The organism is Marseilla massiliensis (genome assembly GCF_016899855.1).
GTDB lineage: Bacteria > Bacteroidota > Bacteroidia > Bacteroidales > Bacteroidaceae > Prevotella.
In genome coordinates this window covers 15,865-38,315 of record NZ_JACJJG010000003.1, presented here as the reverse complement: position 1 = coordinate 38,315, position 22,451 = coordinate 15,865, and the positions used below count along the sequence as shown (strand labels likewise).

Below are 22,451 nucleotides of genomic sequence, written 5' to 3'. Positions count from 1 at the left end.
AGAATAATATGGCAATAGCAAATTCACGTTGGGGTATTTTATACTGTCCCAAGCACGGGCAGTCAAGCTCGATGAAAAGATGGAGCAAGATTGAGAGCTGCCTGCTGGAACAGAACATAGAGTTTGACTTTGTACAAAGCGAAAGACAGGCAAGCGTAACCAGGCTTGTTAATATGTTGATAAACAATGGATACAAGACAATTATTATTGTAGGCGGAGATTCTGCTCTAAACGACGCGGCGAATTGTCTTATGTCCGTTGATAAGGATATTCGTGACTCAATTGCCTTAGGACTTATACCGAACGGGGTAATGAATGACTTTGCGCATTATTGGGGTTTTAAGGAAAATGACATTGAACAAACTGTAAGATGGCTTAAGGAACGTAGGGTAAGGAAAATCGATCTTGGTTGCATTCGATATACAAATAAGAAAAACGAGAAGTGCCATAGATATTTCCTTAATTGTGTAAATATAGGCTTGATATCATCAATGATGAACATGAGGCAACAAACAAGACGCTTATTTGGTTCAAGAACTTTATCGTTTATCGGGTCTATGGCCATGATGATGTTCCAAAGATTGGATTACAAGATGAATATCAAGATAAATTCGGACGTGATAGACCGCAAGGTGATGACGGTATGCATTGGTAATGCCGCCGGATACGGACAAACTCCCAATGCTGTACCGTATAATGGCTTATTGGACGTATCCGTGGTTTATCACCCTGAAATGACGCAATTGTTTGAAGGTTTTTATTTACTAATAACAGGAAAATTTCTAAACCACCACAGCGTACATCCGTATCGTACAAACGAAGTAGTCGTCAACGAGGCAGTAAAGGCATTGGTCAGTGTAGACGGAAGGCTGATGAGAACTCCGGTTGGCGCATATAAAATAGCAGTGGAACAAGAAGTCCTGAATTTTTTGATACCAATGTAACTTATATATTCCAATTGAATAAAGGTGTCGGCGCAAACGTTTGACACCTTTATTTTTATGTTATTACTAATACTATATTGTCTTTTTCTACAAATTTATTATGCGAAGTCTATATTTGGGCGAAAAAGTGAATGTTTTGTTTGGCTGTAAAAAATAAAATTATTACCTTTGAAAGGTCGTTAAGGTAAAAGCGTTGCTTATACTCTTAATTGATTATATTTTTAGAGAGAAACGTTAAATCTTGTAATTATACCATGAGTTATCTAAAATTTGAAAAAACTCTGATGACGAACCTGGAAGAGTCTCTTTCAAGGGAATTGTTACGTACAAACCGTTCCGGAGCTTATTCTTGTTCTACAATCGTAGATTGTAATACAAGCAAGTATCACGGACTCTTAGTAGTGCCGGTTCCGGAGATGGATGACGACAATCATGTATTGCTTTCTTCCTTGGATGTCACCGTTATCCAACATGGCGCGGAGTTCAACTTGGGATTGCATAAATACCAAGGGAACAATTACAGTCCCAAAGGACATAAGTATATCCGTGAGTTTAATTGTGATAAAGTACCGACAACAGTATACCGTGTTGGCGGTGTTTTGTTAAAAAAGGAGGTTGTATTCCAACACTATGAAAACAGAATCTTGATTCGTTACACTCTGATGGATGCACACAGTGAGACAATATTGAGATTCAAACCATTCCTGGCCTTCAGGAGCGTAAGGCAGGTAACACACGAAAACAGTACGGCCAGTAGGGAATATCACAGCGTAGACAATGGCATAAAGACCTGTATGTACGCCGGATATCCAGATTTATACATGCAATTCAGCAAAACGAATGAATTTAAGTTTACTCCTGACTGGTACCGAGGCATTGAATATCCGAAAGAACAAGAGTGTGGTTATGCATACAATGAAGATTTGTATGTACCAGGGTATTTTGAAATGAACATTAAAAAAGGCGAAAGTATCGTTTTCGCCGCCTCTACGTCGGAGATCAAGACAAGTACACTGAAGCATTTATTTGAAAAAGAGGTTGAAGACCGTGCGCCTCGTGATAATTTCTTCCATTGTTTGGTAAATGCTGCCCATCAGTTCCATAATAGAACAAGCAAAGACGAGCGTTATATTCTTGCCGGATATCCTTGGTTTAAATGTAGGGCACGTGATACATTTATTTCTCTTCCGGGTTTAACCTTGTCTATTGATGAGCAAGATTATTTCGAACTCGTAATGAAAACAGCTGAAAGAAGTTTGCGCGAGTTTATGGAAAATAAGCCCCAAACAGGAAAAATAACGGAAATTGAACAGCCTGACGTCTTGTTGTGGGCTATTTGGGCAATCCAGCAATATGCTAAGGCAACAGGAGATGATAAATGTCTTAGCATGTATGGTAAACTTGTGAAAGATATCCTTATATATATAATAGATGGAAAACATCCCAACCTTAAACTCAACGAAAACGGTTTACTCTATACAGATGGACGCAATAAGCCAGTAACATGGATGAATTCGACTATAAACGGGAAACCGGTTGTACCAAGAACGGGATATATAGTAGAATTCAATGCTCTTTGGTACAATGCGTTGAAATTCGGAGCAAAACTTGCGACATTGAAAGGGAATGAAGCCAAAGTAGCAGAATGGGAAAAGATAGCTGAACTATGCAAACAGTCATTCGTTTCAACGTTCATGAATGACTATGGTTATTTATTCGATTATGTTGACGGCAATATGATGGATTGGAGTGTCAGGCCAAACATGATATTTCCTGTGGCTTTCGATTATTCTCCCTTATCACAAGACCAAAAGAAAAGCGTTCTTGACGTCTGCACTCGAGAGCTTCTCACACCAAAAGGTCTGCGTTCATTATCTCCCAAAAGCGGAGGATATAATCCGATGTATGTAGGTGCTCAACGTGATTATGCATACCATCAAGGTACAGCATGGCCATGGTTAGGAGGTTTCTATATGGAGGCATGCCTTAAACTATATAAGCGTACACGATTAAGCTTTATTGAGCGACATATGGTAGGTTATGAGGATGAGATGCTGATAAATTGTCTTGGAACTATACCTGAGTTGTCTGACGGTAATCCGCCATTCCGTGCACGTGGAGCAATATCTTTTGCGATGAATGTCGCTGAAATCCTGAGAACCTTGAATCTTCTTGAAAAATATTCATACATAAAATAGGAGGAGGAACAATATGAAAGTATTAATGTTTGGTTGGGAGTATCCTCCTCATATTCTTGGAGGATTAGGAACCGCAAGTTATGGTATAACCAAGGGATTAGCCGAACAGGGCGACATGGAAATAACTTTCTGTTTACCCAAACCTTGGGGCGATGAAGATAAAAGCTTCCTTAATATCATTGCCATGAATGCCGTGCCAATCGTCTATCGTGACGTTGACTACGACTATGTGAAAAGCCGTATTGGAAATGTAATAAGTCCGGAATTGTATTACAAAATGCGTGACCACATTTATGCTGACTTCAATTACATGTTGGTCAATGATTTGGGTTGCATTGAATTTTCCGGAAAATATATGGACAATCTCCACAGCGAGATAAACAATTATTCAATTGTAGCAGGTGTAGTTGCCCGTCAACAGGAGTTTGATATTATACATGCACATGACTGGCTTACATATCCAGCCGGTATCCATGCCAAGAAAGTGAGTGGCAAGCCGTTATGCATTCATGTACACGCAACTGATTTTGACCGTAGCCGCGGACATGTTAATCCAACCGTTTATTCTATTGAAAAAGACGGAATGGATAACGCAGATTGCATAATGTGCGTGAGTGAACTAACAAGACAAACTGTAATTAACCAGTATCATCAAGATCCGCGTAAATGCTTTACTGTCCATAATGCCGTATATCCTTTGCGGCAAGAGTTGCAAGACATTCCACGACCAGATCATACAAACAAAGAAAAAATCGTTACGTTCTTAGGCCGTATAACGATGCAAAAGGGACCTGAATATTTTGTTGAAGCCGCCAATATGGTGCTTCACCGTACAAGAAATGTCCGTTTTTGCATGGCTGGAAGCGGAGATATGATGGATGCCATGATTTATTTGGCTGCCGAACGTGGCATTGCGGACCGTTTCCATTTCCCAGGTTTTATGAGAGGAAAACAAGTATATGAATGCTTGAAAGACTCAGATGTATATGTAATGCCGTCTGTTAGTGAACCTTTCGGAATATCACCTTTGGAAGCAATGCAATGCGGAACGCCGACCATTATATCAAAACAAAGTGGTTGTGCAGAAATATTAACCAACTGCATAAAAGTTGATTATTGGGACATACACGCCTTGGCTGATTCAATCTATTCTATCTGCCACAACGACAGCTTGTTCAATTATCTCCAGACCGAAGGTAAGCGAGAGGTAGACCAAATAACATGGGAGAAAGTCGGATTGTGGATCCGTGAACTTTATGAGCGCACACTCGGATTAAGAAAATAAAAAGCGGCGCAGATAATTTATAGTAAATATCAATAACTTTAAGTAATACTACAATGAAAACAATATGTTTGTATTTTGAAATACACCAGATTATACATCTTAAACGCTATCGTTTTTTTGACATAGGTACAGACCACTATTATTATGATGACTACGAGAATGAACGCAGCATTAGCGATATTGCTGAACGTTCATATATGCCCGCTTTGGATGCATTTCTCGAAATGATAAAGAATAATGGTCAATATTTTAAAGTGGCATTCTCTATTTCAGGAGTTGGATTGGAACAACTTGAAATGCATGCTCCACAAGTAATCTCAAAGCTGCAAGAATTGAATGAGACGGGCTGTGTGGAATTCCTGGCAGAACCGTATTCACATGGCCTCTCTTCTCTTGTCAACGAAACGACTTTTGCTGAGGACGTTAAAAAGCAAGCCGCAAAGATGCAGGAATATTTCGGTAAAAAACCGACAGTCCTCAGAAATTCATCATTAATCTATAGTGATGACATTGGTGGCCAAGCCGCTGCTATGGGCTTTAAAGGCATGCTCACTGAAGGTGCCAAGCACGTTTTAGGATGGAAATCTCCTCATTATGTATATAATTGTGCGATAGCTCCAAACCTTAAACTATTGTTAAGGGATGTAGACTTGAGTGACGATATAAGTCTACGTTTCAACAACAGCGATTGGGACGGGTATCCATTATTTGCGGATAATTACGTTAATAGAATTGCGGCATTGCCTGATAATGAGCAGGTTATAAACATTTTTATGGAATTGTCTGCATTAGGTATTGCCCAACCTCTTTCTTCAAATATCCTTGACTTTATCAAAGCATTACCGCATTTTGCAAAAGAAAAGGGTATTACGTTCTCTACCCCGACTGAAATATGTTTGAAGATGAACAGCGTTGGCAATCTTGATGTTCCTGATACATTGTCATGGGTTGACGAAGAGCGTGACGTAAGTTCTTGGCTAGGCAATCCGATGCAACGTGAAGCATTTAACAAGTTATACAGCGTGGCTGACCGTGTACGCATAGCCAACGACCCGCGTATTAATCTGGATTGGGATTATCTGCAGGCAAGCAATAACTTCCGTTTCATGACAACCAAGCCGTCAAATGTGGGGCTTGACCGCGGCATTTACAGTTCACCATTTGATGCTTTTACAAATTATATGAACATTCTTGGTGATTTCATAAATCGTGTCAATTCATTATATCCTGAAGAAATTGATAATGATGAACTTAACTCGTTGTTAACAACCATTAAGAATCAAGGTGATGAAATTGAGATGAAGGATAAGGAAATAGTCCGCCTCAAGGCAAAAGTTGAAAAGATGCAGAATGCCGAAATAAAATTGAAGGCAAAAATCGAGAAAACCAAGTCTCCTTCAACTCGTAAAACATCATCAAAGTCCACCGCAGCAAAGGCACAAGAAAAAAGCGAAGACGCAAAGCCTGAATAATAAAACTTAATATTATCAGAACCCGACCGGCGTATTGTCATCCAGGCAGTACGCCGGTTTTGTTATTTCAAATACCAGTGACATAATAAATCGTATCATCTTTGTGAAAGCCTTACATCCTGCTTGGGCTAATTACTCTCTCAATATATAATTTCTTGTATAACAATTAATTACGTTTGTTGGTTCATTTAATTATGAAGAAAGAATTGCAATAAATGATGTTTTGCGTCATGAAATGCGGCTTTTGGTTGGGCAAAACACGGTTTATGATGAAGTTATATGCCTTTTTATGAAATTTACTTTAGTAATTTTAAATTATCCGTGTTGATATATAAAATTTAAAAGTTAGTATTTACTAATTTTTGTGTTATCGAAAAATTTAGTTACTTTTGTATTTCATAACAGCAGTAAAAAACTGCCGTCACAGGATGAATGAACTGTCAGACAGAAATGCCAATGGATAAAACTAATCTACCATGAAACATTTTTCTTTAATAATATTCGGCGCATTCATATTTATGTCAGCCTATGGACAGCAACATGAATGGGAACAGTATTTATATCAGCTGGGCGAACTTGAAGACATAGAGTCTGCTTCTTGGGAAACATCGTTTGACATGTTATGTGATTTGGAAGAAAATCCGATAAACATAAATACGGCAACTCGTGAAGATCTTGAGCAATTACCATTCCTGACGGCCAAGGACGTGGAGAATATCTGTGAATACCTTTATCGATATGGACCTATGAAATCGCTTGGAGAATTGGCGATGATTCGTGATTTGGATTATTTTAAACGGAGACTATTATTTTATTTCACGTATGCCGGAAATATAAAAAAGAAAGGATTTCCTAAGCTTGACAACATAATTAAATATGGTAAACATGACATTATTGGAACAGCCAAAATACCTTTATATACAAGAAAAGGCGATAAAGAAGGATATGTCGGTTATCAATACAAGCACAGCATAAGGTACGATTTTACATATGGTGATTATGTCCGTTTGGGAATAATTGGCGCTCAAGATGCGGGCGAACCTTTTTTCGCTGGAAAGAATAGTATGGGCTATGATTTCTATTCGTTTTATTTTGTGCTGAAAAAACTCGGGCGCATAAAAACTTTTGTGCTAGGACGTTATCGTGCCAGATTTGGAATAGGACTGGTTATAAATAACAATTTTGCTTTCGGTAAACTTGCGGCACTATCGTCCTTAGGACGTGGTGGTAGTAATATCCGGCCGCATGCATCCAGGTCTGATGGAAACTACCTACAGGGTGCTGCAATTACCGTTAATGCCACTAAAGGATTGGATGTCAGCGCGTTCATTTCTTACCGTAAGTTTGATGCAACACTGAATAAAGATGACGGAACGATTGCAACGATTTTAAATTCAGGGTATCACCGCACTGAAACTGAGCTATCCAAGAAAAACAATTCCTCACATTTTGTTATTGGTGGAAATGTTGATTACAGAATTGGAGGATTTTATGCCGGGATAACAAGCATATATGTATCACTTGACAAAATTCTTAAGCCCAAAAGTGACGTTGTTTACAGAAAGCACTATGCTCATGGTAAAAATTTTTATAATGTCGGAATAAATTATGGATACACAGGCCATAAAATTTCATTCAGTGGAGAAACTGCGACAGGAGGATGTCATGCCTTAGCAACAATCAACACACTTAGCTATAGCGTGACCGACAATTTTGATATACTGGCATTACAACGTTTTTATTCGTTCAAGTATTATTCTCTATTTTCTGAAAGTTTTAGCGAGGGTGGAGCAGTACAGAATGAAAGTGGCATATATTTAGGTGTAAATTGGCGGCCAATTCCAACAATGAATATTATGGCTTATAGTGATTTCGCATATTTCGCGTGGCCAAAATACCAAGCCTCTGGCAGTTCACATTCATTCGACAATCTAGTACAAATGAATTATACTCCAGGCAAATGGGCATTTGCTTTACGTTATAGGTTTAAGATGAGGGAACGTGACAACGATAACAAAACCGGATTAATATATAAAAATGAACACCGCGGTAGATTGTCCGTTGCGTACAATGATGGAACGTGGAGTGGCAAGAGTCAGGCTGATGTCTCGTATGTTGACTATAAAGATAAAAGTTTAGGATGGATGATTAGTCAAAATGTAAGTCTTAAAGTGAAAAAAATGTTCAGTATAACTGCTGTACTTGGATATTTCAACACTGATGATTATGACAGCCGCATGTATTCTTACGAACGTGGTATGCTGTACTCTTTCTCTTTTCCTGCATATTATGGAAACGGCTTGAGATGTTCGCTATTGGCGACATCAAATTTTTCGAAAATCATAACGATTATGGCAAAAATTGGGACAACAAAGTATTTTGACCGTAATACAATTGGAAGCGGCTATCAACAGATTTATGGCTCTTCGGCTACGGATGTGGAATTACAAGTCAGGTTTAAATTGTAATTATAAAAAATGTATAAATGCTGTTTATAAATAAAAAGGTGCAACAAATTAAATTGTTGCACCTTTTTATATTTCAACTTATCATTCTATCCAAGATACTTCATCAAGATTTTAGCATTACCGCTTTCGCGCAGCTTAGCAATGCTTTTTTCCCTGATTTGCCTTACGCGCTCTCTTGTGAGACCTAGTTGATCTCCAATTTCCTCTAAGCCTTTTTCATGGCATCCAATACCAAAACACTCACGAATTATTGTTATTTCGCGTTCTTTCAGAACCTTGCTCAGTACTGTGTTAAGTTCGAGAGCCATCGATTCATGGTCTACAGCTCTATCTGTACGACTGTCATCACCACTTGGCATTACATCAAGCATGCAATTATCTTCACCATCCTGAAATGGAGCATCAATACTTACATGATGGCCGTCTGCAGCCAATGACTGACCTATTTTTTCCTCATCAAGCTTTGTCACCTCCGACAACTCAGACACTGAAGGATGGCGTTGATTTTCTTGTTCAAACTTGTTTATTTCGTGATTGATTTTGTTGAGAGATCCAACTTGATTTAAAGGCAGTCGTACTATACGGCTCTGCTCTGCTATCGCTTGCAAAATGCTTTGACGAATCCACCACACAGCATATGAAATGAATTTGAATCCTCGTGTTTCGTCAAATTTCTGGGCCGCCTTGATAAGACCTATATTACCCTCGTCGATTAAGTCCGTCAACGTCAACCCCTGATGCTGGTATTGTTTTGCAACAGACACAACGAAACGCAAGTTGGCCGTTACCAACTTATTTTTTGCCCTTTCACCTTCAGGACCGCCTTTCTTTATTTTCTGTGCTAATTCAATTTCTTCGTCTATTGATATCAAGGGAGCACGTCCGATTTCAACGAGATATTTGTCTAAAGCCTCACTGGAGCGGTTGGTAATACTTTTTTGAATTTTTAATTGTCTCATCTGTTTGCCTTAAAAATGTAAGTTGCTGATTACTAATCTGATAGCAAATATTATCTCTAAAAACGGTGCAAAATTACGAAAAATATCAATACATTGTTATAATATACACTGTATTTTCAGTATTTTTAATATTTATAGATTAAACTTAAGAATTATTCGCAGCGAAAAATTTTAAATATTCATGTTCAAAATTAGGCGTAAATATACATTTCCCGATACAATCTAAAATTTCTTCTCTTTTCCAAAATTTCCCACCGTTAAGTTCATGAATATCCGGCCTGATTATTCCTGAATAAACAGTCTTGTTTACGTACACCAGCTCCTTTTCTATTTCACTTTCAAAAACATAATATCCAAGTTTTTCTATCTTGCATTGATTTATACCTAATTCTTCATAAATTTCTCTTTTCAATGCTTCAGAAACATCCTCACCGTAATCGATGTGTCCTCCAACAGCTGTATCCCATTTGCCGGGTTGAACGTCTTTCCAGTCCGGACGCTTCTGTAAATAAATATATCCTTCAGGAGAGAATACATGTAGATGAACAACTGGATGAAGTATTTTTGAACCGTTATGCGCAATCCCTCTTTCAACTTTTCCTACAATATTACCTGACTCATCTACAACAGGCAATAGTTCTTTCTTGTTATCCATTGAGAATCTTACAGTTATACTATTGCGGTAAAGCATTTATCGAATGATGAATTAAAGTTCCGGGGGCAATGTTTAAATATACCATACAATGCGCTTCCACTTCCGCTCATTGATGCATAAATGGCCCCGATGTCATAAAGTCGTTGTTTAAGAACAGCAATCTCCGGATATATTTCCGCTATGCTATTCTCAAAATCATTAACCAATTCATAACGCCAGCTTTCTATCGGCCCTTCAATGATGTCCAGGCAGCATCTTGTAGGTTTTTGCGGCGTGACATGTGCAAAAGCCTCTCGTGTACTTATCATAACCTGTGGTTTCACAATGCCAATGTAGTATTGAGAAAGGTCAAGATGTATAGGTCTTAGATGTTCACCTATCCCTGTAGCAAACGAAGGAAGGGGATTGATGAAAAACGGGCAGTCAGCACCAATTTTAGACGCAATATATTGCATGTCAGGAATTGACATTCCGAGATTAAACATTTTATTCAGTGCTGTTATTGTATATGCGCAATCAGAAGAACCGCCTCCCATCCCTGCTTGTGATGGAATATTTTTAGTTAGTTTGATATTTACCGGTGGTATTTCAGGAAAATGTTGTCTTATGATATTATAGGCTTTGACCACGAGGTTGTCCTTAATGTCTCCTTCTATACTTATACCGTCAATTGCCAGTACACATTGCCCTTCATTGTAGTCACAATCATTCAACACCTTAATATCCAATTTATCACTAAGCCTGATAGGATAAAAAACAGTTTCCAAATCATGGTAACCATCATTACGGCGTGCGACGATGTTAAGTCCCAAATTGATTTTAGCGCAAGGGTAGGTAATCATATTCTGAATAATATATTATGCCTGATTGAAATCTTGCATTTCCTTTTTACATTAATATAGATTAATAACTGCATAAATCCGATTAAATTGTGTAGATGACAGGATTTATTTGTATTTTTGCAGTTCATAAAATCAAACCTCCAATATGGCAGATAATAAAAAATCCCGTTCTTTGGACAACAGCTACGCACACCTGCAACCACAGGCAATAGATATTGAGCGTATCGTGCTTGGTGCATTGATGATAGATAAGGATGCATTTTCAGTTGTAAGTGAGACGTTGCATCCGGAAACATTCTACGAACCGCGCAACCAAAAAGTATATCGTGCAATACAAAGCTTAAGCCTTGAAGAAAATCCGGTCGACATTATGACCGTTACCGAGGAGCTTAAACGCCAAGGTACTCTTGACGAAGTTGGTGGCCCGGCCTATATCCTTGACTTGAGTTCGCATGTGGCTTCCTCCGCCCATATAGAGTATCACGCAAAAATACTTGCACAAAAATATCTTGCACGTCAACTCATTTCATTCGCCAGCGTAATCGAGACAAAGGCTTTCGATGAGACTATCGATGTAGACGAACTGATGCAGGAAGCCGAGGGCTCACTCTTTGAATTGTCACAAAAGAATATGCGCCAGGACTATACCCAGATAGACCCTGTCGTAAAGCAAGCAGTAGAAATACTACAAAAAGCAGCGGCCAACAAAGGTGGACTAACCGGTATACCTACCGGTTACACTAAACTTGACGACTATACGGCCGGTTGGCAACGCAGCGACCTTGTTATAATTGCAGGTCGTCCGGCCATGGGAAAGACGTCGTTTGCCCTTTCGTTGGCCAAAAACATCGCCGTTGATTATGGTCGGCCAATAGCTTTTTTCTCGCTTGAAATGAATAACGTTCAGCTGGTAAACCGCTTGATATCAAATGTGTGCGAAATAGAAGGCAAGAAAATCCTCAACGGTCAGCTTGACGACGATGAATGGAACAGGCTTGACAAGAATGTAGGTCGCCTACAAGCCGCTCCAATCTATATTGACGACACGCCGGGTATGTCAATATTCGAGTTAAGGACGAAAGCGCGAAGGTTGGTTAGAGAAAAGGGAGTTGAATTGATAATGATAGACTACTTACAGCTTATGAACGCCAATGGGGCCAGGTTCGGCAGTCGCCAAGAGGAAGTCTCTACCATCAGCCGTTCACTGAAAGGCCTTGCAAAAGAGCTTGACATTCCTGTTTTGGCATTGTCACAGCTCAACCGTACCGTTGAAGGACGAGAAGGGCCGGATGGAAAACGCCCTCAATTAAGTGACCTTAGAGAGTCTGGTGCGATAGAACAGGATGCCGATATGGTGCTTTTTGTGCACCGCCCTGAGTATTACAGGATTTTTACAGACGAAAAGGGAAACGACTTGCATGGCAAAGCACAAATTATCATCGCCAAGCACCGTAAGGGCGGCACAGGAGACGTTTTGTTGAACTTCAGGGGCGAATTTACACGATTCGAGAATCCGTCAGACGCAGGCGCGTCACCATTTGGTTCCGGTGAGATTATCGGCTCAAGGATTAATGGTGGTGATGACATAACGCTGCCCCCTCCTTATGATGGCCCAATCGGAGCGGACGGACCTCTACCTTTTTAATATTTATATACAATTAGTAATAAACAACGTTGCGCTATAACCGATTCCTGCGCAACGTTGTTTTTGTTTTTACCAGCATATCCAATATTAACAAACCAGATATTTCATTGTCACATTCAGTTATTTGACAATATGTGTTTTGTTCTTGGCATAGGCTATTCAGGTTATTAACTGTCAACCATTTTGCAAAAAGCCATTTATCGTGCCGCGAAATACGGCCTTTTGTTGTGTAAATCATGGTCTTTCGTAATGTAAAAGGCCATGATTTACTTTTCTTTAAATGTTTACCGCAAGGACAATAAAGCCAGAATAGTCGGCCAATAATAGCCGAGGACTGTAATATTTATCCATAAATAAACAACAAAAGCAATAAATTGAAAGATTTTTAAATAAAAAAGTAACGATTTATTTGCGTATTCTAATATTTATCTTTACCTTTGCATGGCAAACATAAAAAGAACATGATATATAGCATTAACATATCAGGCATTATTATTCTACGACTTCGTTACAAAGGCGGAAGTGGTAAGGTTGTGTTTTGACATGTGTGTGCTGATGTTATAAACCTTTCTCACTTCCGGGTGCGAAAGGTTTTTTCATATAATATATAAATCGAACAGAACGATGAGCGACAGACTTTTCATTTTTGACACAACACTTAGGGACGGCGAGCAGGTGCCCGGGTGTCAGCTTAACACAGTTGAGAAAATACAAGTGGCCAAACAACTTGAGCAGCTGGGAGTAGACGTGATCGAGGCCGGTTTTCCTATATCCAGCCCTGGCGATTTCAATTCGGTAATAGAAATTTCCAAGGCCGTTACATGGCCAACAATCTGTGCGCTGACGCGCGCCGTAGAGAAAGATATCGACGTTGCGGCCGAGTCGCTTAAATATGCCAAGCACAAACGCATACATACAGGAATAGGAACCAGCGATTCGCACATTAAATATAAGTTCAACAGCAATCGCGATGAAATAATAGAACGCGCCGTAGCCGCCGTAAAATACGCTAAAAAGTATGTAGAGGATGTCGAATTTTATGCGGAAGACGCAGGACGCACTGACAACGAGTACCTGGCAAGGGTTATCGAGGCTGTTATCAAGGCTGGCGCAACAGTGGTAAACATACCAGACACGACCGGCTACTGTCTTCCTGCTGAATATGGTGATAAAATAAAATATCTTATTGAACATGTCGACAATATAGACAAAGCCATAATCTCCACCCACTGCCACAACGACTTGGGAATGGCCACGGCCAACACCCTTAGCGGCGTGCTTAACGGTGCACGACAGGTTGAGGTAACAATAAACGGTATCGGCGAGCGCGCGGGCAACACGTCACTTGAGGAAATAGCCATGATACTGAAATGCCACAAGTATCTTGATATCGAAACTAACATAAACACGACGAAAATATACCCCACAAGCCGTATGGTAAGCAGTTTGATGAATATGCCAGTACAACCGAACAAGGCAATTGTCGGGCGCAATGCCTTTGCGCATTCAAGCGGAATCCATCAAGACGGTGTGCTCAAAAACGTCGATACATACGAAATCATGAATCCTAAGGACGTTGGTCTTGACGATAATTCCATCGTACTTACGGCACGCAGCGGCAGGGCTGCGTTAAAATACCGCCTTGGCGTATTGGGTGTTAACATAGCTAACGAGAAAAAAATAGATGATATATACCAGAATTTCCTGAAGCTTGCCGACAAGAAAAAAGAGATAACAGATGATGACGTTCTCATGCTTGCAGGGGCAGACAGGGCTGAAGCACATTCTGTAAAACTTGATTTCCTGCAAGTCACTACAGGCATGGGGGTTAAGAGTGTTGCAAGCATAGGGCTCGACATCTCAGGCCAAAAGTTTGAGGAAGCATCAACGGGCAACGGTCCTGTAGACGCCGCCATCAAAGCTCTGAAGAAGATTATTCAGAAACAAATGACGCTTAAGGAATTTACCATCCAGGCTATCAGCAAAGGATCTGACGATATCGGAAAGGTTCACATGCAGGTCGAGTATGACGGAAACGTGTATTACGGATTCGGCGCGAATACGGATATCGTTACAGCTTCGGTTGAAGCATATATTGATTGTATAAACAAATTTAAGTAAACAGCAACGAGGTTGTGTTGCATACCGGCCTCATTTCCTTAAAGGATTATAATTACAAAATCAGATATGAACACTCTTTTTGACAAAATCTGGGATAAACATGTCGTTCAGATTGTTGACGACGGCCCTACGCAACTTTACATAGACCGTCTTTATTGCCATGAGGTTACGTCTCCGCAGGCGTTTGCAGGACTTCGTGAAAGAGGACTGAAATGCTTTCGCCCCAAGCAAATTTTTTGCATGCCAGACCATAATACACCAACTCACGACCAGGATAAGCCAATAAAAGATCCCGTATCAAGAAAACAGGTCGAGACGCTCGAGGCAAACGCTAAAGATTTTGGATTGGCATACTACGGCATGATGGATAAAAATAATGGTATAATTCATGTTGTCGGTCCCGAAAAAGCACTGTCATTACCAGGTATGACCATCGTCTGCGGCGACTCTCATACAAGCACGCATGGCGCCGTAGGAGCAATAGCATTCGGTATTGGTACAAGCGAGGTGGAAATGGTTATGGCCTCGCAATGCATATTGCAGCAAAAGCCGAAATCAATGAGGATAACCATAAACGGAAAGCTTGGACGTGGGGTGACGGCTAAAGACGTCGCTCTATACTTGATGGCAAGGCTTACTACATCCGGAGCGACAGGATACTTTGTCGAATATTCGGGGCAGGTAGTAAAGGATATGTCAATGGAAGGTCGCCTTACGTTATGCAATCTGTCTATCGAGATGGGTGCAAGAGGAGGCTTTATAGCACCGGACGAAACAACATTTGAATATCTGAAGGGTAGGGATTATGCCCCGAAAGGCCCTGAATGGGATAAAGCTGTCGCATATTGGAGGACATTAAAGAGTGATGAAAATGCTGTGTTTGATAAGGAACTCTCGTTTGATGCTGCAGATATCGAACCAAGAATAACTTACGGCACAAATCCTGGCATGGGTATCGGAATAACGGAAAGTATCCCTGTTATTGGGGATATAGAAGAAAGCGGGAAATCTTCTTTCATGAAATCACTTGACTACATGGGATTTAAGCCTGGCGAAAAGCTACTTGGACATTCTATTGATTATGTATTTCTTGGAGCATGTACGAACGGCCGTATCGAGGATTTCAGAGCCTTTGCTTCGATTGTCAAAGGACGTAAAAAAGCGGAAAACGTTGTTGCGTGGCTCGTTCCAGGTTCATGGGCTGTTGACAGGCAAATCAAGGATGAAGGTCTTGACAAAGTTCTTGCAGATGCAGGATTCACCATACGTCAGCCTGGTTGCTCTGCTTGTCTCGCAATGAATGACGACAAAGTTCCTTCAGGAAAATATTGCGTGTCTACAAGTAACCGCAATTTTGAAGGACGGCAAGGCCCAGGTGCGCGTACGATACTGGCAAGTCCGCTTGTCGCGGCTGCCGCAGCAGTAACAGGATGTATAACAGATCCGAGAGACTTTATGTAAATATAAAATGAATATTTACATAAATAAACAAATAGGTAAGTCAACATGACATAAGTAAACAAGAACAATAAATAAAAAATATTAATACATGCATCAGCAATTCAATATCATAACAAGTACGTGTGTACCACTTCCATTGGAAAATGTGGACACGGACCAGATTATTCCTGCACGCTTCCTGAAGGCTACTGACAAGAAAGGATTTGGCGACAACCTGTTTCGCGACTGGCGTTATAATAAGGATGGTACGCTGAAAAAGGATTTTGTCCTTAACGACCCTCGATACGGAGGAGTAATACTCGTAGCAGGAAAAAATTTCGGTTCTGGTTCGAGTCGAGAGCATGCGGCATGGGCTATTGCTGGTTATGGTTTTAGGGTTGTCATTAGCAGTTTTTTTGCAGACATTCACAAAAATAACGAACTGAATAATTTTGTACTGCCGGTCGTTGTATCAGAACCGTTCTTAACAGAGTTATTTAGCAGTATTGAAAACGACCCTAAAACGGAAGTTGAAGTAAACCTACCAAAACAAACTGTCACAAATAAGGCCACTGGCAATAGTGAACATTTTGAAATAAACGGATATAAGAAACATTGTCTTATGAACGGGCTCGATGACATCGACTACCTGTTGCAGAATAAAGACAAAATTGAAGCATGGGAACAGTCGAACAAATAAATACCTATACCCGCATACCGCCATTCATTGAAATCATGGATAGCACCTTAAGGGATGGCGAACAGACAAATGGAGTATCCTTCTTGCCACACGAGAAGCTTATGATTGCGCGGATGTTGCTCAATGATATAAATGTAGACCGTGTTGAAATAGCTTCAGCCCGTGTTTCCGAGGGTGAAAAAGACGCTGTAAAGATGATTTGTCGATATGCAAAAAGTATCGGGAAACTTAAAAATGTTGAGGTACTGGGATTTGTCGACGGTAGGAAGAGCATTGACTGGATTGACGGATGTGGTGGCACTACGATAAACTTGTTGGCAAAAGGTTCGATGAAGCACTGTTCCGGACAGCTGCATAAGACTGTAGAGGAACACATAGACGACATTCTTTATTCGCTTGAATATGCCAGACAGAAAGGCATGGGGGTAAACATATACCTTGAGGACTGGAGTAACGGAATGAAAGATTCACCTGAATACGTCTACAAAATGCTTGACGTGCTTACAAAAACGGATATTATGCGCTTTATGCTGCCTGATACACTTGGTGTGCTTAATCCTCTTCAGGTAATAGAATTCATGCGTAAAATGGTGAAGAGATACCCTTCTGCACATTTTGACTTTCATGCTCACAACGATTATGACCTTGCCGTAAGCAATTCTTTAGCGGCCGTATTAAGCGGAGCGAAAGGTTTGCATGTCACAGTGAACGGGCTTGGCGAAAGATGCGGCAATGCGCCTTTATCGAGTGTTCAGGTAATACTGAAAGACCAATTCCACGCAAAGACAAGCATTCATGAAGACAGATTGAATGATATAAGCCGTCTGGTGGAAGGGTATTCCGGTATAGCTGTAGCCCCCAACCAACCCATTGTTGGGGAAAATGTATTTACCCAAGTTGCAGGTGTTCATGCTGATGGAGACAACAAAGCGAACTTATACACCAATGCGCTTGTACCGGAACGGTTTGGAAGGAAGCGCGAATATGCATTGGGGAAGACCAGCGGAAAGGCCAACATAGACCGCAATCTGCAAGAACTCGGCTTGGAATTGACACCTGAACAGACACAAAAAGTAACTCAACGAATAACCGAACTTGGCGACCGTAAGGAAATTGTTACTCAAGCCGACTTGCCGTTTATCGTCAGTGATGTATTAAAACATAACGTTCCTGAAGACAAGGTTAAGCTTGTCAGCTACATGGTCTCGTCAGCATACGGCCTGAAACCTATCGCAAGTGTAAAAGTAGAGATTAACGGTAGTCAATATGAGGCAGACGCTATGGGCGACGGACAGTATGACGCCTTTGTCAAGGCTTTACGCAAAATATACAAAAAATCACTTGGGCGGACATTCCCTATATTGGAAAACTATAGTGTGACAATACCACCCGGCGGTAGAACGGATGCCTTAGTACAGACCGTTATTGTATGGAGAAACGGCGACATGACTATCAGAACGCGTGGTCTTGATGCCGACCAGACCGAAGCCGCGATAAAAGCCACCCTGAAAATGCTTAATATTTTCGAGGAGACCAACGCAGAATAAGAACACCGTCTGACGGAGACCGGTACATATACCATAAATAATAAAAACATAATTTTATAATTAACGATTTAATAAAAAAATGAAACTTAACATAGCAGTATTGCCAGGTGATGGCATTGGACCAGAGATAATGGAACAAGGCGTAGCCGTTTTGAACACTATTGCCGCAAAATTCGGCCACGAGATAGAATACAAGACAGCTATTTGCGGAGCTGATGCGATAGATAAAGTTGGTGATCCTTTTCCTGATGAGACTTTCGAGGTATGTAAATGGGCTGACGCCGTATTGTTTGCGGCTGTTGGCGACCCTCGCTTTGATAACGACCCTACTGCTAAAGTGAGGCCGGAACAGGGGCTATTGGCCATGCGGAAGAAACTCGGATTATTTGCCAATATACGTCCCGTGCAGACGTTCAAGTGCCTGCTTCACAAATCGCCTCTTAAGGATGAACTTATTGCAGGCGCTGACTTTATTTGCATACGTGAACTTACTGGCGGCATGTATTTTGGTGAAAAATACCAGGATAACGATAAAGCGTATGACACAAACTATTACACACGTCCTGAAATTGAGCGTATACTGCGCGTAGCTTATTATTACGCACGCAAACGCAGACGGCATCTTACTGTTGTTGATAAAGCTAATGTGCTGGCTTCAAGCCGTTTATGGCGACAGATTGCAAAAGAACTTGAACCGGAATATCCCGATGTTACAACAGACTATATGTTTGTTGACAACGCCTCAATGCGTATGTTGGTTGAGCCTAAATTCTTTGACGTAATGGTAACTGAAAACACTTTCGGCGACATTCTGACGGACGAAGGGAGCTGTATATCCGGAAGTATGGGACTGCTTCCTTCAGCTTCAACGGGTGAAAGCACACCGGTATTCGAGCCTGTTCATGGCTCATGGCCCCAAGCTGCCGGCAAGAACATAGCCAATCCATTGGCCCAAATCCTATCGGTAGCCATGCTTCTTGAACACTTTGACTTGAAAGAGGAAGGCATATTGGTTAGAAAGGCTGTTGATGCATCGCTCGATGCAAACGTGCGCACACCTGAGATACAGGTTGATGGAGGCAAACAATATGGTACAAGAGAAGTGGGAGAATGGATAGTTGACTACATCAAAAATTCAGTATTGATTTAAACAACGTATTCGTTAAAGACAAAATGGCCTGTTACATAAGTCAAACGACAATTCTGTAACGGGCCATAATTTTTTCAATTAAGCAGTGTGACAACTTACTATCTTAGTCATTCATTTCTGCATTTAATATATCCGCATATCTTATGCACCATCATAACAGACTTAAAAAGCCGTCCTAACGCATTGTTAGGACGGCTTTTAGCATACCTGCGAACGGCATATTACAATCGCTCTCCGTATATTGCGACCTTGATTACTCCGTTAAGTTTATTTTCAAATATATGATATGCCTTCTCTATCTCTCTTAAAGCATATCGGTGGGTAATAAGCGGCGTTGTATCTATTTCGCCTTTTTTAATCAAGCTAAGTATCTCTGCACAGTCACACCCGTCAACCCCACCTGTCTTAAACGTAAGGTTCTTGCCGTACATGTCGGGCAGAGGAAGTATCTGTGGCTTATCATACATAGCCACGATTGTGACTGTGGCATTCGGGCGGGCGCATTCCCAAGCCATTCGGAAAGTGTCATCGGCACCAGCCACCTCTATTACAACGTCCGCACCTCCATGTTCACTGCAGCGCATTATGAAGTCCTTGCACTCAGATGGTTGCACCACAGAGACGTCAGGATAATGTTTCTTAACAAAGTCTATCCGTTCTGGTGATTTTTCGCAAACGACAATTCGTTTGGGATGTTTCAGCATTACGCATAGAAGGGTACAAATACCAGTCGGTCCGGCGCCAATTATCAGCACAGTGTCTTCAGGTGTTATGTCCGATATTCTTGCGGCCCAGAATCCTGTGGCGAGAATGTCTCCAACGAAAAGAGCCTGCTCGTCTGTAACAGTATCCGGTATGCGGTTTAGTCCCTGGTCGGCATGCGGTACTCGAACGAACTCCGCCTGTCCTCCGTCAATACGGCAGCCGAGTGCCCATCCGCCGTCCGGATCGGTACAATTATTTACATATCCATGCTTACAGAAAAAACATTCACCACAGAATGTCTCAACGTTTACCGTAACACGGTCGCCGGGTTTAACTTTTGTTACCGCCTTGCCAATACTTTCCACTATACCAACCATCTCGTGTCCTATAGTTATGCCTGGTACGGCACGAGGTACACTTCCATGCTTAATGTGGAGGTCACTCGTACAGATGCTGCCAAGTGTAACACGTACAATTGCATCGTTGTCGTCTATAAGTTGTGGTTTAGGCTTATCGGTCATGGCAAAGTTGCCTTTTTCTATATATGTATATGCAAACATGATATTTTTTCTGATTTTTTACTTTATCATTATTATGATTACGCCAATATGCCGTTCGCACTTCGAAAGGCGGCCTTTCGCTTTACAATAGACGGTCTTTAGTCTTGTAAAAGGCCGCCTCTGTAAAGCTAAAATGCCGTCTATTATAAAACTGTTGAAACTCAATAAGTTACCTTTAAATTATTGAATTGAACATGAACGGTCTATAAACGGGAATGTGTGTGGTACTTATGATTTCTTTGATTCTGCTTTTGCCTGGAACTTATCGGCTGTGATGATAAAACGTTCATGGGTACCTGTACCGATGAGTCCAGATTCATCATACACTTCAGCCTTGAATTTCAGTTTCCTGCCATCGGCTTCTATCAGCTCAGTTTCACACTTGACGGTCATACCCAAAGGGGTAGGGGATACATGGCTTATGTCAAGCCGTGTACCGACCGTAGCCTGTCCAGGTTCAAGATATGGGACAACACTGCGCCACGCAGTCTCTTCAATAAGCGCAATCATAGCAGGTGTGGCAAACACTGACAAGGTACCGCTTCCCATGGCAACAGCTGTATTATTTTCAGTGACAGTTGTTTCGATGACATTCTTAACGCCGATTTCCATAAATATTTATTTAATACGAAAAATAATGTTAGCAAAATTAACCGCTGTCGGTTATTATTTGCAAAATTAAGTAATGTGGTCGAGATTATGGAATTTTATCAGGTAAAATTTTGTAAACAGGCAGAATTGGCTTACTTTTGCATAAATTTGAGCATTAACTCATGAAAAGATATTTTGTATTAAGTATTATCACTTTTTTATGCGTATCATTGAACGCGCAGCTAAAATGGAACTCACGCTATCAGGCTTACATTGATCAATATAAGGATTTGGCCATTGCGGAAATGCTTAAATATAACATTCCTGCCAGTATAACGTTGGCCCAGGGATTGCTTGAAAGCGGCGCGGGCATGAGTGAACTGGCCCGTAACGGCAATAATCATTTTGGAATAAAGTGCCACGATTGGACGGGCGCAAGGACATATCATGACGACGATGCCAATAACGAATGTTTCAGGGCATACCGCGACGTGTACGAAAGCTATGAAGACCATAGCAGGTTCCTTGCTCGTCAGCCGCGATACCGCAGCCTTTTCAGGCTAAAACGCACAGACTATAAGGGCTGGGCTAAGGGACTGAAGAAATGCGGATATGCCACAAGTCCAACATACGCAAAACAGCTTATAGGCATAATAGAGCTTTATAAGCTGCATAAATATGACAAAGCAAAGAAATATGATAAATTCATGGTTGAGCGCTCGTCGGTAAAGGACGTAGCGCCGAGTATAAATTTACATCCAATTCATATTTATAATAAGAATTACTACTTGAATGTTCGCCAAGGTGACAGCTTTAGGTCAATTGCAAGGGAAGTTGGCATTTCATACAAAAAACTTGCAAAATATAACGAACGCGACAAAAATGACAGATTAATTCCAGGTGAAATAATATATCTTAAAAAGAAACAAAAGAAAGCTGACAAAGCGTATAAAAACAGGCCACACCGCGTAAAGGCCGGTGAAAGTATGTATTCAATAGCGCAGTACTATGGCATACGGCTTGAAAGCCTCTATAAGATGAATGACCTCTCGCCGGATTATTCAATTCAAGTCGGCGACTTATTGCGCGTAAGATAATTGATGCCTCATTAAAATGATGAAGTTGAAGTTGTGTTGTTCGTGAGGTGGGTATTATAGAGTTGTTTGGCA

At 40.9% G+C, this 22,451-nt stretch carries 17 protein-coding genes; 12 read left to right on the top strand and 5 right to left on the bottom strand.

What is annotated here, in order from left to right:
• The first annotated feature begins 8 nt into the window (after positions 1-8).
• The 5 genes from H6A34_RS01410 (at position 9) to H6A34_RS01390 (ending at position 8,367) form a co-directional block, all read left to right on the top strand.
• Entirely contained in the window at positions 9-944 is a 936-nt protein-coding gene (locus H6A34_RS01410) for a diacylglycerol/lipid kinase family protein (protein ID WP_205103000.1), read from the top strand.
• Positions 945-1,198: 254 nt separating this feature from the next.
• Complete coding sequence (locus tag H6A34_RS01405; protein ID WP_205102998.1) at positions 1,199-3,142, top strand: glycogen debranching enzyme N-terminal domain-containing protein; 1,944 nt, start codon at positions 1,199-1,201, stop codon at positions 3,140-3,142.
• 13 nt (positions 3,143-3,155) lie between these two features.
• Positions 3,156-4,427, top strand: a complete 1,272-nt coding sequence (locus H6A34_RS01400) for a glycosyltransferase family 4 protein (protein WP_205102997.1) — start codon at positions 3,156-3,158, stop codon at positions 4,425-4,427.
• Positions 4,428-4,480: 53 nt separating this feature from the next.
• The gene (locus H6A34_RS01395) at positions 4,481-5,899 is read left to right on the top strand and encodes a glycoside hydrolase family 57 protein (RefSeq protein WP_205102995.1); all 1,419 of its coding nucleotides are present in this window, start codon (positions 4,481-4,483) and stop codon (positions 5,897-5,899) included.
• Positions 5,900-6,375: 476 nt separating this feature from the next.
• Positions 6,376-8,367 (top strand): ComEA family DNA-binding protein, encoded by a 1,992-nt coding sequence (locus H6A34_RS01390; protein ID WP_205102994.1) that lies wholly within the window; start codon positions 6,376-6,378, stop codon positions 8,365-8,367.
• An 86-nt stretch (positions 8,368-8,453) separates the two neighbouring features.
• Here the strand turns inward: H6A34_RS01390 and H6A34_RS01385 are convergent, their stop codons facing one another.
• The 3 genes from H6A34_RS01385 to ispE all read right to left on the bottom strand — a co-directional run bounded on the left by H6A34_RS01385 (position 8,454) and on the right by ispE (position 10,823).
• Complete coding sequence (locus tag H6A34_RS01385) at positions 8,454-9,326, bottom strand: sigma-70 family RNA polymerase sigma factor (protein ID WP_021947460.1); 873 nt, start codon at positions 9,324-9,326, stop codon at positions 8,454-8,456.
• 145 nt (positions 9,327-9,471) lie between these two features.
• Positions 9,472-9,981 (bottom strand): NUDIX hydrolase, encoded by a 510-nt coding sequence (locus H6A34_RS01380; protein ID WP_239480717.1) that lies wholly within the window; start codon positions 9,979-9,981, stop codon positions 9,472-9,474.
• Between the two features lie 14 nt (positions 9,982-9,995).
• Complete coding sequence (gene ispE / locus H6A34_RS01375; protein WP_205102992.1) at positions 9,996-10,823, bottom strand: 4-(cytidine 5'-diphospho)-2-C-methyl-D-erythritol kinase; 828 nt, start codon at positions 10,821-10,823, stop codon at positions 9,996-9,998.
• Positions 10,824-10,968: 145 nt separating this feature from the next.
• Between ispE and dnaB the strand changes: the two genes are divergently transcribed.
• From dnaB to leuB, 6 genes are all read left to right on the top strand, one after another.
• On the top strand, positions 10,969-12,468 hold the full coding sequence (dnaB, locus tag H6A34_RS01370; protein ID WP_021947463.1) for a replicative DNA helicase: 1,500 nt from the start codon (positions 10,969-10,971) through the stop codon (positions 12,466-12,468).
• A gap of 624 nt (positions 12,469-13,092) precedes the next feature.
• On the top strand, positions 13,093-14,589 hold the full coding sequence (locus H6A34_RS01365; protein ID WP_205102991.1) for a 2-isopropylmalate synthase: 1,497 nt from the start codon (positions 13,093-13,095) through the stop codon (positions 14,587-14,589).
• A gap of 66 nt (positions 14,590-14,655) precedes the next feature.
• On the top strand, positions 14,656-16,050 hold the full coding sequence (gene leuC / locus H6A34_RS01360; RefSeq protein ID WP_205102989.1) for a 3-isopropylmalate dehydratase large subunit: 1,395 nt from the start codon (positions 14,656-14,658) through the stop codon (positions 16,048-16,050).
• Between the two features lie 88 nt (positions 16,051-16,138).
• On the top strand, positions 16,139-16,729 hold the full coding sequence (gene leuD / locus H6A34_RS01355) for a 3-isopropylmalate dehydratase small subunit (RefSeq protein WP_021948729.1): 591 nt from the start codon (positions 16,139-16,141) through the stop codon (positions 16,727-16,729).
• A complete protein-coding gene (locus tag H6A34_RS01350) occupies positions 16,708-18,276 on the top strand; it encodes an alpha-isopropylmalate synthase regulatory domain-containing protein (RefSeq protein ID WP_205102987.1) in 1,569 nt (522 codons plus the stop codon). The genes leuD and H6A34_RS01350 overlap by 22 nt, the downstream gene beginning before the upstream one ends.
• A gap of 79 nt (positions 18,277-18,355) precedes the next feature.
• The gene (gene leuB, locus H6A34_RS01345; protein WP_205102986.1) at positions 18,356-19,426 is read left to right on the top strand and encodes a 3-isopropylmalate dehydrogenase; all 1,071 of its coding nucleotides are present in this window, start codon (positions 18,356-18,358) and stop codon (positions 19,424-19,426) included.
• A 221-nt stretch (positions 19,427-19,647) separates the two neighbouring features.
• Here the strand turns inward: leuB and H6A34_RS01340 are convergent, their stop codons facing one another.
• Positions 19,648-20,691 carry an alcohol dehydrogenase gene (locus H6A34_RS01340; protein ID WP_205102984.1) on the bottom strand — a complete coding sequence of 348 codons (1,044 nt, stop codon included), beginning with the start codon at positions 20,689-20,691 and terminating at the stop codon, positions 19,648-19,650.
• Positions 20,692-20,919: 228 nt separating this feature from the next.
• A complete protein-coding gene (locus tag H6A34_RS01335; protein WP_205102982.1) occupies positions 20,920-21,303 on the bottom strand; it encodes a thioesterase family protein in 384 nt (127 codons plus the stop codon).
• Between the two features lie 161 nt (positions 21,304-21,464).
• On the opposite strand from H6A34_RS01335, the gene H6A34_RS01330 reads away from it, so the two are divergent.
• Positions 21,465-22,379, top strand: a complete 915-nt coding sequence (locus H6A34_RS01330; protein WP_205102980.1) for a glucosaminidase domain-containing protein — start codon at positions 21,465-21,467, stop codon at positions 22,377-22,379.
• Positions 22,380-22,451: the final 72 nt, after the last annotated feature.